Source organism: Oerskovia jenensis (assembly GCF_016907235.1).
Taxonomy (GTDB): domain Bacteria; phylum Actinomycetota; class Actinomycetes; order Actinomycetales; family Cellulomonadaceae; genus Oerskovia; species Oerskovia jenensis.
Genome location: NZ_JAFBBO010000001.1, coordinates 354743 through 366654 on the forward strand (window position 1 = coordinate 354743; position 11912 = coordinate 366654).

Consider the following 11912-nt stretch of genomic DNA (forward strand, 5'->3'; position numbering starts at 1 on the left):
CGCACGACGGAACGAGCGCCTTCATGCCACCCTCCACGCCCACCCCCACCCCCGTCTCCCGGTCGACCGCGAACGCGAGCGTGTTCGCCCTCCCTGCGCGCCTGGCCCCGAAGGCCGACCCCGCCCTCGTCGCCGACGACGAGCAGCACTTCGCGGCGATCGCGGCCTGTCTCGACGACGCGGTCGCGGACGTGTCCGCGCGCCTCGACGCGGCCCGCAGATCGCCGGGCGGCAGCGGGACGCTCGCCCTGGAGCGCGACCAGGAGATCCACCGGCTGTCCGGACGGCTGCGCACCCTGCGAGCCCACGGGCTGGACCTGTGCCTGGGCCGCGTCGTGCCCGCGGACGGCTCCGAGCCCGTGCACATCGGCCGGTTGGGACTCACCGACCGCAGCGGACGCCGACTGCTGGTCGACTGGCGCTCCCCCACGGCCGAGCCCTTCTTCCGCGCGACCGACGCCCACCCGATGGGGCTCGCGAGCCGTCGTCGCTACCGCTGGACGCAGGGCCGTATCAGCGACTACTGGGACGAGGTCTTCCTGACGGTCCAGGGTTCCGGACCGGGTTCCGGAGCGGGCTCCGGATCGCGGGGAGCGGGGGGCGCCGGCGGGCTCGCGTCCTCGGCCTCGCTCGACGACCAGTCGGCCTTCATCGCGAGCCTGGGAGCCGAGCGGACCCCGCGGATGCGCGACGTGCTGGGCACGATCCAGGCCGACCAGGACGCGATCGTCCGCGCGGGCTCGGAGAGCGCCCTCGTGGTCGACGGCGGGCCGGGCACGGGCAAGACGGTCGTCGCGCTGCACCGTGCGGCCTACCTGCTGTACTCGGAACCGCGACTGAGGGCCCACCACGGTGGGGTCCTGGTCGTCGGGCCGCACCAGCCCTACCTGGACTACGTCGAGGACGTCCTGCCGAGCCTGGGCGAGGAGGGCGTGCAGATCTGCACCCTGCGCGACCTCGTCCCCGAGGGCGCGAAGGCCACGGTCGAGGCCGACCCCGCCGTGGCCCGCCTCAAGGCGTCGGCCCGGATGGTCGAGGCGATCGAGCCTGCGGTGCGGTTGTACGAGCGTCCGCCCCGGACGGGCACGACCGTCGAGACCCCGTGGCTCGACCTCTGGCTCAGCGCCGACGACTGGGCCGAGGCGTTCGACTCCCCCGACCCCGGCACGCCGCACAACGAGGCGCGCGACGTGGTCTGGGAGGCGCTGATCGAGATCCTGATGGACAGGCTCGGGGACGGCGAGGACGAGGGCGAGCTGCCGCTCGACCTCGTGCGCCGCTCCCTGGCGACCCACCGCGACCTGGCGAGGACCCTCAACACGGCCTGGCCGCTCCTCGAACCGACCGACCTCGTCGGGGACCTGTGGGACGTGCCCGCCTACCTGAGGATGTGCGCGCCCTGGCTCACGCCGGACGAGGTCCGGTCGTTGCAGCGCGACGAGCCGCAGGCCTGGACGGTCTCGGACCTGCCCCTCCTGGACGCAGCACGGCAGCGGCTCGGTGACCCCGAGGCGTCGCGCCGGCGGCGGCAGCACGCGGCGCAGGTCGCGGCGGAGCGCGAGGAGATGAGCAACGTCGTCGACCACCTCATCGCGACCGACGACTCCGAGCTGCAGGTCATGTCGATGCTGCGCGGTCAGGACCTGCGCGACGCCCTGGTCGACGACGCGGCCCTGCCGGACGTGACGCCCGACCCGCTCGCGGGGCCCTTCGCGCACGTCGTGGTGGACGAGGCGCAGGAGCTCACGGACGCCGAGTGGCAGATGCTGCTCCTGCGCTGCCCGTCGCGCAGCCTCACGGTCGTCGGCGACCGCGCGCAGGCGCGGCACGGGTTCACCGAGTCCTGGCGCGAGCGCCTCGAGCGCGTCGGAGTCTCCCGCGTCGAGGTGGCCTCCCTGACGATCAACTACCGGACGCCGCAGGAGGTCATGGCCGAGGCCGAGCCGGTCATCCGGGCCGCACTGCCGGACGCCAACGTGCCGACCTCGGTCCGCAGCGGCCACGCCCCGGTCCTGCACGGCGTCCCCGAGGACCTGGACGGGGTCCTCGAGACCTGGCTCGCCGAGCACCAGGGCGTCGCGTGCGTGGTCGGGGACCCCGCGTTCCGGGCGACCGAGCGCGTGCGCTCCCTGACCCCGGTGCTCGCGAAGGGGCTCGAGTTCGACCTCGTGGTCCTGGTCGACCCCGCGTCGTTCGGCGAGGGCGACGACAGCATCGCGGGCGCGGTCGACCGCTACGTCGCGATGACCCGCGCGACCCAGCAGCTCGTGATCCTCGCTCCCGGGGCGGCGTCGCTGTCGGCCTGAGCCCGCGAGCGCCCACGCGCCCGGAAGACGGCCCGACGGCGCCTCCCGGCCCCGGGCGGACCGGCACCCGGTCGCGCGGGGCGAGCGGCGCCGTCGGGCCTCTGTCGTCTGCGGTGCGGACAGCACCGGGCCCCTCTCCCCCGTGCGGGGAGAGGGGCCCGGTCAGACGGTCAGGCTTCCTTCTTGGCCGCGGACTCCGCCTTGCGGGCCGCGCCGGTCTCGGTCGTGGCCCCGGACGTCGAGAGCTCACCACCGGAGGACTCGAGGTGTGCCCGGACGAACCAGTGGAAGAGCTCGAGCTCGCCCAGGTGACCGACCAGCAGGTCGTTGGTCACGGTGTCGAGCTCTTCGGTGTCGGCGGCCGCCTTGCGGTGGTTGGAGATCACGCCCTGGTAGACCTCGTCGAGCGCGCCCAGGTGGGCGATGGTCGACGCGCGGCCCAGGCTGTAGTCCTCCCAGCTGCGCTCGGCGACGATCGCGCCCGGCGTGCCGCGCGGCGGGACGCCGAGGGTCGCGATGCGTTCGGCCGTGCTGTCCACCATGGCCCGGACGGCGTCGACCTGGGGGTCGATCATCTCGTGGACCGCGATGAAGTGCGGCCCCACGACGTTCCAGTGGATGTGCTTGAGGGTGAGCGCCAGGTCGTTGAGCGCGTGCAGACGCTTCTGCAGGATCTCGGCGACCTTCCCCCCGTCCTTCAGGGTCAGCGACGGGACGGTGTACTCGGGCAGCTCCTTGCGGACAGCCATGAATTCCTCCTCGGTGCTCGGTCCATCAGCGCCTTGCGCTGCTTCCATCGTGGCCCGGGTGCCGTGCGCTCGCAGGTCGAGGCGTCGTGATCGCCGTCACGCTCACCCCTCGACGCCCGTGGCCGCGTGGGACGTCCCGACGCTCAGTGCTCGGACCTGCGGTCGATCCCGAGCGTCGCGACGAGGTCCTCGTGCAGCTCGAACCACACGCGGTGGCACGAGTCGACGTCGGTGCCGTCGACCCAGCCGCCCTCCCCCGCGCGGGCCCGGCGCACGGCTGTGGAGAAGCGGTCGTCGTACCCGCCGAGCCGGGCCAGGACGTCGCCGAGCAGGTGCGCGAGCGGGGCCAGGGCGTCGTCGATCGCGGAGAGCTCGTCGAGGACCGCGGCGTCCCAGGCGGCGTCGGCGTGGTCGTTGGTGGCCAGTCGCGCTCCCGGCGCAGGTCGCAGCTGCCAGTCGGTGCACGCCTGGCGAAGGCGCGCGTTGAGCGGCAGGAACTCCTGATGCGCGTCGCGGACGTCGTCGGCCCGGCCCGTGGCGGCGAGCTCCGCGGCGAGCCGGCGCTCGTCCTCGCTCCGTCCCGCCCCGGTCAGCGACCAGCCGCTCAGGTCCGCGAACGCGGACCGCTGCACCCACCCGTACGCCTCGAAGTCGCCGAGCAGCTCGTCGGTCTCGGCCGGGCCGAGGTCGAAGCGGCGGGCGAGGGTCGCGGTGTCGGCGAACCCGCAGACGCGGACCGCGTGCAGGACGAGCAGGTCGGCCGGGGAGTCCTGGGTCATGCGCGGCTCTCCTGCCGCGCCGAGAGACGGTGGAAGTGCTGCTGGCACGCCTGCGGGGAGTTGAAACCCATCGCGTCGGCGATCTGGGCCCAGGTCAGGCCCGCACCGCGCGCCATGAACAGCAGGCCGCTCTCCAGGCCGTCGACCTCGGCGCGCGCGGCGGGCAGCAGCGCGAGGGCGTCGAGGAGGTGCTCGGGCGGCAGGTCGGTGGACCGCCAGAGCGCGAAGCGCGCGAGGTCCACGGCCGACGGCGGCACGGACGCGGGCTGCCACGGCCGGGGTGCGAGCGCGTCCGCGCCCTGGGCGAGCAGACGGGCGCGCGCGCCCTCCTCGCGCCGGGCCTGGTCGTGGTCGGCGCGTACCGACGGCGCGGCCCGTGCGGTCTGCGCGATGTCGTCGTTGCGTGGCATGCGACGATCCTGCACAATCAACGAAATGTTGTCAACGATCTGTTGAAGGCGGTTCGCGTGCTCGTACCTCTGGAGGACGCCGTGCGGGACACGTGCGGCGGCAAGGCCACGGCGCTCGGCGCGCTGCTGCACGCCGGGTTGCCCGTCCCCGACGGCGTCGTGGTGCCGTTCGACGCCCACCGGGCGGCGGTCCCCCACGACGTGCTGCGCGACGCGCTCGCCCCCGCCCTGCGCGCCCTCGGCTCGCCGCCCGTCGCGGTCCGATCCTCGGCCGCGGGCGAGGACACGGCCCAGGCCTCGGCGGCCGGCCAGCACGAGAGCGTCCTCGCGGTCCAGACGCCCGACGACGTCGCGCACGCCGTGCTCGTCTGCTGGGCCTCGCTGCACTCGCCCCGGGCGGTCGACTACCGGGCGGGCCTCGACGCAGGTGGCGGCGACGGCGACGGCGACGGGGCAGCCTCGGGCGAGCCCGCCATGGCCGTGCTCGTGCAACGCCTCGTCGACGCCGAGGTCTCCGGGGTCATGTTCGCGCCCGACGACCCGGGCGACACGACCGTGATCGAGGCATCCTGGGGGCTCGGACCCTCGGTCGTGGGCGGCGCGGTCACACCCGACACCTACGGCGTCGTGGCGCACGGGATCCTCGGCCGCAGGGCCGTTCGCGTGGCCTCGCGCGTCGTCGCCGACAAGCAGACCCGGCTCGACCGGGACGGCACCCGTCTGGTCACGCACGACGTGCCCCCGGGCGACCGGCGACGGCCCACGCTCGACGACGCGACCGTCCTGCGCCTCGCCCGGCTGGGGTGGCGTGCGGCGGACCTCCTCGGCGGGCCGCAGGACGTCGAGTGGGCGCTCGCGGACGGCATGCTCTGGATCGTGCAGGCCCGCCCGATCACGGCGCCGCTCCCGGCCCCTTCGACGGACGTCACGGGAGACGCACCACGGCTCGGCAACGGGAGCCTGCTCCGCGGGGCCGCGGGCAGCTCCGGCGTCGCGACGGGACCGGCCCGGATCGTCCGCGGACCGGCCGACTTCTCGCACGTGAGCCCCGGCGACGTCCTGGTCTGCCCCTTCACCGACCCCGCCTGGACTCCCCTGCTGCGCATCGCCGCGGGAGTCGTCACGGAGACGGGAGGCGCGTTGTCCCACGCGGCGATCGTGGCCCGCGAGCGCCGCATCCCTGCCGTCCTGGGAGTCACGGGGGCCACCCGGCTGATCGCCGAGGGCAGCCTGGTGACCGTCGACGGCGAGGCCGGGACCGTGACCGTCGAGGCCCCACCCACCGAGTCCGCACCGCCCCAGGGCGACCTCCGGTCGAGACCAGGAGGCTCCCGGTGAGCGCCCGGCACCTCTACCTCGCTCGGCACGGCGCGGCGGACGCCTTCGGCGATCTGACCGACGTGGGGCGCCGACAGTCGGACCTCCTGGGCGAGCGTCTCGCGCGAGTGCCCGTGAGCGCCGTCTGGCACTCGCCGCTCCCTCGGGCGGCCGCGAGCGCCGCCGTCGTCGCGCGGCACCTGAGGGGTGCGAGGGTCGCCGAGGCGGCCGAGCTCGTCGACCACGTGCCGTACGTGCCCGCGCGCTCCGAGACCCCGGCGTCCTGGGCAGGATTCTTCGACGGCTGGGACGAGGCCGAGGCGGCCGCGGGCCGCCGGACCGCCGACACGCTGGTCGCGCGCTTCGCGACACCGCCGGACCCGGGTGCGGGCACCGACGACGTCCACGAGGTCCTGGTCACGCACGACTACCCGATCGCCTGGCTGGTGCGCCACGCGCTCGGCGCGCCGCCCGAGCGGTGGCTCGGCCTGAACAGCGCGAGCACGGCGCTGACGGTGATCGAGCTCCGCCCCGGACTGCCGCCGACGCTCGTGATGTTCAACGACCTGAGCCACCTGCCGGACGAGCTGCGCTGGACGGGGTTCCCGGGAGGCGCGGCACGGCCCTAGCTCGCGACGTGGACGTACCGACGCCCCAGGTCGTCGCGTTCTGCGACGTCCAGGAGCGCGGTCGCGAGGTCGGCCGCAGCGATGGACCATCCGCGCCGCAGCGGCGCGCCGTCGCCGATCCGGTAGCGGCCCGACCCCTTCGCCCGCCGGATCCGTGGTGCCCGGACACCGGTCCACTGCGCCCGGCTCTCCCAGAGCACGACGTCCATGCGCCGCATGTCGTCGTAGGTGGCGCCGAGCACCCTCTGCAGGAGCGGGAGCACGATCCAGAGCTTGAGCGGCCCCTGGTGCGCCCAGTGCTCGGCGACCTCCGAGGAGATGACCACGATCCGCTCGACACCGTGCCGTGCCATGCCCTGGACGAGATGGCGCGTCCCCGCCGAGTACAGCGTCGTCGGAGTCCTCGCCGTGCCGATGCCCACCGTGCTCACGACGGCGTCGACCCCCGCCAGCAGGGGTTCGACCGCGGCCTCGTCGAGGATGTCGACCGAGCGCTTCCGCAGGCGCGGATGGTCGACGTCGAGCCGCGCCGCGTCCCGCGCGACCGCGACGACGTCGTGCCCTCTGGCGAGCGCCTGCTCGACCACGTGCCCGCCGACCAGACCCGTCGCCCCTGGAACCAGGATCTTCATGCTGCCCCCTGCTCGTGTCACGATGCCGCCGGAGCCGCATCCCGCAGCCCTGGTCCGACGTCTATCCCTGTGGTGCTTGATCCCTGCTGCGCGGCGGCGGTCCGGTCACGGGCGGCCGGTCACGGGCGACGTCTCGGAGCTGGGCGGCGACGGTCGCGAGGACGTCACTCAGCTCGTCCGCGCGCCGGTCGTCGAGGTCGGAGAACGCGTCGAGGAGGCTGCGGTTGACCTCGGCGTAGGCCGCTTCCAGCCGTTCGGGGTCCCGCGAGCGGATCCGCGCTCCCCGCCGGTCGCCCGGGGCCGGCAGGCGCTCGATCCAGCCGTCGTCCTCGAGCCGGGTCAGGATGCCGGTCATCGTCGCTGCATGGATGCCCGTGCACGCCGAGAGCTGGCTGGGCGACGCGGGCCCCGTCCGGTGGACGACGTCGAGCACCACGAGGTCGGCCTCACGGATCCCCATCGACGCCGCGACGCGCCGGTTGAAGAGCGCGATCTCCGTGCCGACCTCGCGCAGCCGCCGCAGGAGACGCTCGGACGACTCCGTCCCTCGTGACGCGTGCATCGCTCCTCCTCAACTAGTACGAGCACCGTAACATATGCTCCTCGTAGCACAGGGACGTGCGCCGAGGAGGTCGACCTGCCGTCACCTGCCCCACCTGACACGATGGTCGAGGGGCGTCGAGGGGCCCGACGGAGGGAGATCCCGTGCGACGAGGCAGCTGGTGGGTCGTGGGTCTGATCGCGCTGTGCCCCGCGACGGCGCTCGCCGTCCCCACCCCGGCCGCCGCAGCCGCGACCGAGTGCCCCGGGTCGTACGTCGAGATCGCCAACGGGGACTTCGAGGAGCCGGTCGTCCGCACGGACTTCCCGACGACGACCGACGCCTCGAACGTGCCCGGCTGGCTCACGACCGCGCCGGACAACGACATCGAGATCTGGCCCTCCGGGTACAACGACGTCCCGGCGGCCAGCGGTGTGCAGTTCGCCGAGATGAACGCGAACTTCCCCTCGACCCTCGTCCAGACCCTCGACACCGTGCCGGGGACCGAGATGACCTACGTCGTCCACCACCGCGGCAGGGCGGGCACCGACGTCGGCAACGTGGCCTTCGGCCCCGCGGGCGGCGCACCGAACCACGTCGTCGAGATGACCGACGGCCGCGACGCCTGGGGGCTGTACGTCGGCTCCTACGTCATCCCCCCGGGGCAGACGCGCACCACGTTCGGGTTCGAGGCCGTCTCGACCGGCAACGGTGACACGTCCACGGGCAACTTCCTCGACGGGATCCAGTTCGGCACCGCCGGGTGCCTCACGGTCGCCAAGACGGCGAGCGACCTGAACGGCAACCCCGTCGACCAGGTGCAGGTCGGGGACCTCGTCCAGTACACGGTCGAGATCGCCAACCCGGGCGGCGCCGCGATCGCCGGCCCCCAGGTGAGCGACACGATCCCGGCAGCGCTCGCCTACGAGCCCGACAGCATCGAGCTGCTCGACGGCCCGCGACCGGGCCCGCGCACCGACGCGGACGACGGCGACGGCTTCACCGTCACAGGGGGGCTGCTGAACGTCGACCTCGCCACGGGCGGCCCCACCACCATCCCCGCCGGCGGGTCCGCCCGGTTCACCTTCCGCGCCCGCGTGCTGCCCGCCGCGGCCGAGTCGAGCGTCACCAACGTCGTCACGGTCGACTACCTCGAGCCGCGGCTCGGCGCGGCACGCGTCGCCGTGAGCGACGACGCCACGATCGTGGTCCTGCCCGCGCCCACTCCCACCCCCACGCCGACCGGTCCTGCCCCGACCCCGGCGGAGCCGGTGCCTGCGCCGAGCACCCCGCTCGCGCCGACGTCCGCGCCGACGGTCGCCCCGGACGCAGGTGCGTCTGGCGGTCCGACGGCGCTCGCGGCGTCTGGGACGGGCATCCCCTGGGTACTCGCCGGGTTGGCGGCGGTGCTGCTCGGGCTCGGGCTGGCCGTGCGCCGCCGGGCGGAGCGCTCGCCGTAGCGTCGCGGCGTCCTTCGCGACGGCGAGCACCACGCGAGCCGGGCGTGGGCGCTCGACCCCCGCGACGCCGTCGGGCCTCAGGACCTCGCGGTGACGAGCCCCGACTCGTAGGCGAGGATCACCAGGTGCGCGCGGTCGCGCGCGTGGACCTTCGCCATGATGCGGTTGACGTGCGTCTTGGCGGTGTGGGTCGAGATCACGAGCTCTGTCGCGATCTCCTGGTTCGTCAGCCCGCGGGCGACGAGCAGGAACACCTCGCGTTCGCGCTCGGTGAGGCGGACGAGCCCCTCGCCCTCCCACGCGTGCGCTCGCGGCGTCTGCCGGTGCACGAAGCGCTGGACGAGCGCCTGCGTCGCGGCCGACGACAGCAGCGCCTCCCCCAGGTGGATCGTGTGCACCGCGCGCACGATGTCCTCGGGCTCGGCGCCCTTCCCGATGAACCCGCTCGCCCCCGCCCGCAGGGCTGCGACGACGTACTCGTCCTCCTCGAAGGTCGTCAGGACGAGCACCCGCGTCGTGCTCCCCGTGGGGCCTGCGCAGATCTGCTCGGTGGCCGCGATCCCGTCGAGCTCGGGCATCCGGATGTCCATCAGGACGACGTCGGGGGCCGACACCGCGGCCTCGCGCACCGCCTCGCGCCCGTTCGACGCCTCGCCGACGACCTGGATCCCGCCGCTGTCGGTGAGGATGTCCCGCACGGCCTGGCGCACCAGCGGCTGGTCGTCGACGACGAGCACGGTGATCATCGCCGCGACCCGCTCGCTGCGATGGCCGCGGTGCGCTCGGCGGGCAGCTCGATGGCGAGCCGGAACTCGCCGTCCGCGCGCGAGGTCTCGACCCGTCCCCGCACTGACGCGACCCGCTCCCGCAGCCCGCGCAGCCCGTGCCCGCTGGCGGGCGCCTCCGCGTCCCCCGCGCGCAGGGGGCTCGTGACGGTCAGGGCCAGCACGCCCTCGCGGTGACGGACCTCCACGACGGCCCGGTCGCCCGCGCCGTGCTTGTGGGCGTTCGTGAGCCCCTCCTGCAGGGCGAGGTAGGCGACGTGGTCGCTCGCCGGCGAGACGGCGACGGCGCCCGGGTCACACCGCAGGTCGACGTGCAGGCCCACGTCGGCGAACCGTGCGACCAGGGCGTCGAGCTGGTCGAGCCCTGCCTGCGGGTGGAGGTCCTGCCGTTCGCCGTCCCCCTCCGCGCGCAGGAGGGCCATGAGCCCGCCGATGTCCGCGAGGACCGTGCGCGAGGCGCTGCGGATGGTCGTGAGCGCCTCGCGCGCACGGTCGGGCCGGGTCGCGAGCGACGACGACGCCACGCCCGCGCTGAGGCTGATCACCGAGATCTGGTGCGCGACGACGTCGTGCAGGTCGCGGGCGATGCGCACCCGCTCCTCGGCCACGCGCCGTCGGGCCTCCTCGTCGCGGTCCTGCTCCGCGCGTTCGGCGCGCTCCGTGACGGCCGCGAGCGCCTCGCGTCGCGACCTGGTCGCGTCGCCCAGGGCTCCGGCCAGGACGACGAACGTCACGAACTGCATCGCCCGCGAGTCGAAGAGCTCGCCGTCGAGCGGGACGGCGGCCACGAGGAAGACGACGAGGGCCGCGGCGCCCACGCACGCCGTCCCGACCGTGCGGCGCGTCCGGTCGGTGACCGCGAACGCGGTGATCACGACCGCGACGAGGGCGCTCGGGGAGAGCGTGCCCGCGAACGCCACGACGACCGCGCACGCGAGGCTCACCCCGAGGGCCACGAGCGGTCGGCGACGCCGCCACGGGATCACCACGACGGGCAGGAGCGCGACGACGACGAGCAGCCCCCGTGTCCGGAACAGCTCGTCGGGGAACGGCAGGACGCCGAACAGGACGACGACGGCGATCGCGACGACGTCGCTGAGGGGAACCGCTGCCACGGCAGCACGGGGGGACGTCACTCCCCCAGTATCCCGGCCCGCCCGCGGCGGCGGATCGCCCCGGAAGGTGACGTGCGCGTACCGCGATCGCGGTACGCAGGTGTCCGCGCAGGGCTGACGCGCGCGGTCGGCCGGGCCAGGATGCTGGACCGACGGCGGAGCGCACCGGGTGCTCCGTGGAGAGGAACGCGTGAAGAAGCCTGCGAAGAGAGCCCTCGTGGCCGTGGCGGCCGTCGGGGTCGTGCTGGTGCTCGGCCTGGGCACGACGAGCGTCGTGAACGCGGTCGCGACCAGCCAGGAGAGCGACCGGATCGAGTCCTACGGCCAGACCGTGACGGTCGACGGACGGCAGATGAACGTCCTGGTCACCGGGAGCGGGCCCGTGGACGTCGTCCTGCTGCCGGGGTTCGGGACCGCGTCGCCCGTCCTCGACTTCGAGCCCCTCGTCACGGACCTCGCCCAGGATCACCGGGTCCTCGTCGTCGAACCGTTCGGCTACGGCCTGAGCGACGGCACCGACGTCGAACGGACCACGGAGAACGTCGTGGCCGAGGTCCACGAGGCGCTCCAGGCACTCGACGTCGACCGCTACGTCCTCATGGGGCACTCGATCGCCGGGATCTACGGCATCGAGTACGCCGCGCGCTACCCCGACGAGGTGACGGCGTTCGTCGGGATCGACACGAGCGTCCCCGGCCAGCCGAACATGGACACGGAGTTCCCCACGGGCCTCCTGGCCGCGGCCAAGAACCTCGGCCTGGCCCGCGTCCTCACCGCGGTCGGCGGCGACGGGCTCGACGGATCCGTGTACTCCGACCACGCGCGCGAGCAGATGACGATGCTCGCCCACCGGAACTCGCTGCGACCCACGTACCTCGACGAGATGTCGCACATCGCCGCGAACTTCGAGCGCGCGCTCGGCACGACGTTCCCGGCGGACCTGCCGCTGCTGCTGTTCGTCGAGGCCGACAACGCGACCAACCCGGACTGGCTGACGCTGCACGAGGAGCAGGCTGCGAGCGTCGAGGACGGCACCGTGGTGCCCGTGCCCGGCGACCACTACCTCCACCACACCCACGCGCCGGAGATCGCGGCCGGGTTCCGGGAGTGGGAGGCGGGTCGCGAGCTGACGGCGGGCTGAGGGCTGGGCCGGCTGCTGGGCGGCGGGGCTGCCGGTCTGCTGGGCTGC

The 11912-nt window shown here is 74.2% G+C and carries 12 protein-coding genes; 5 read left to right on the top strand and 7 right to left on the bottom strand.

What is annotated here, in order from left to right:
* Window positions 1-23 precede the first annotated feature (23 nt).
* Window positions 24-2306: an RNA polymerase recycling motor ATPase HelR gene (gene helR / locus JOD49_RS01630; protein WP_205305694.1), complete on the top strand. Its 2283-nt coding sequence runs from the start codon at window positions 24-26 to the stop codon at window positions 2304-2306.
* A 170-nt stretch (window positions 2307-2476) separates the two neighbouring features.
* Here the strand turns inward: helR and JOD49_RS01635 are convergent, their stop codons facing one another.
* From JOD49_RS01635 to JOD49_RS01645, 3 genes are all read right to left on the bottom strand, one after another.
* Window positions 2477-3055, bottom strand: a complete 579-nt coding sequence (locus JOD49_RS01635; protein WP_205305695.1) for a Dps family protein — start codon at window positions 3053-3055, stop codon at window positions 2477-2479.
* Window positions 3056-3198: 143 nt separating this feature from the next.
* Window positions 3199-3834 carry a transcriptional regulator gene (locus JOD49_RS01640; protein WP_205305696.1) on the bottom strand — a complete coding sequence of 212 codons (636 nt, stop codon included), beginning with the start codon at window positions 3832-3834 and terminating at the stop codon, window positions 3199-3201.
* Window positions 3831-4244, bottom strand: coding sequence for a DNA-binding protein (locus tag JOD49_RS01645; RefSeq protein ID WP_205305697.1), 414 nt, complete (start codon window positions 4242-4244; stop codon window positions 3831-3833). Before JOD49_RS01645 ends, JOD49_RS01640 begins: the two co-directional genes overlap by 4 nt.
* 57 nt (window positions 4245-4301) lie before the next feature.
* Between JOD49_RS01645 and JOD49_RS01650 the strand changes: the two genes are divergently transcribed.
* On the top strand, window positions 4302-5582 hold the full coding sequence (locus JOD49_RS01650) for a PEP/pyruvate-binding domain-containing protein (RefSeq protein WP_205305698.1): 1281 nt from the start codon (window positions 4302-4304) through the stop codon (window positions 5580-5582).
* Entirely contained in the window at window positions 5579-6190 is a 612-nt protein-coding gene (locus JOD49_RS01655; RefSeq protein WP_205305699.1) for a histidine phosphatase family protein, read from the top strand. The genes JOD49_RS01650 and JOD49_RS01655 overlap by 4 nt, the downstream gene beginning before the upstream one ends.
* Here the strand turns inward: JOD49_RS01655 and JOD49_RS01660 are convergent.
* Both JOD49_RS01660 and JOD49_RS01665 read right to left on the bottom strand, forming a co-directional pair.
* Window positions 6187-6822, bottom strand: a complete 636-nt coding sequence (locus JOD49_RS01660) for an NAD(P)-dependent oxidoreductase (protein ID WP_205305700.1) — start codon at window positions 6820-6822, stop codon at window positions 6187-6189. The two genes, JOD49_RS01655 and JOD49_RS01660, sit on opposite strands and share 4 nt — an antisense overlap.
* Window positions 6823-6883: 61 nt before the next feature.
* Window positions 6884-7384, bottom strand: coding sequence for a MarR family winged helix-turn-helix transcriptional regulator (locus JOD49_RS01665; RefSeq protein ID WP_205305701.1), 501 nt, complete (start codon window positions 7382-7384; stop codon window positions 6884-6886).
* A 143-nt stretch (window positions 7385-7527) separates the two neighbouring features.
* On the opposite strand from JOD49_RS01665, the gene JOD49_RS20450 reads away from it, so the two are divergent.
* A complete protein-coding gene (locus JOD49_RS20450; RefSeq protein ID WP_205305702.1) occupies window positions 7528-8823 on the top strand; it encodes an isopeptide-forming domain-containing fimbrial protein in 1296 nt (431 codons plus the stop codon).
* Window positions 8824-8900: 77 nt separating this feature from the next.
* Here JOD49_RS20450 and JOD49_RS01675 read toward each other — a convergent pair whose 3' ends face one another.
* Both JOD49_RS01675 and JOD49_RS01680 read right to left on the bottom strand, forming a co-directional pair.
* Window positions 8901-9569: a response regulator transcription factor gene (locus tag JOD49_RS01675; protein WP_205305703.1), complete on the bottom strand. Its 669-nt coding sequence runs from the start codon at window positions 9567-9569 to the stop codon at window positions 8901-8903.
* Entirely contained in the window at window positions 9566-10723 is a 1158-nt protein-coding gene (locus tag JOD49_RS01680) for a sensor histidine kinase (protein WP_307822309.1), read from the bottom strand. Before JOD49_RS01680 ends, JOD49_RS01675 begins: the two co-directional genes overlap by 4 nt.
* A 190-nt stretch (window positions 10724-10913) precedes the next feature.
* Between JOD49_RS01680 and JOD49_RS01685 the strand changes: the two genes are divergently transcribed.
* Complete coding sequence (locus JOD49_RS01685; protein WP_205305705.1) at window positions 10914-11864, top strand: alpha/beta fold hydrolase; 951 nt, start codon at window positions 10914-10916, stop codon at window positions 11862-11864.
* Window positions 11865-11912: the final 48 nt, after the last annotated feature.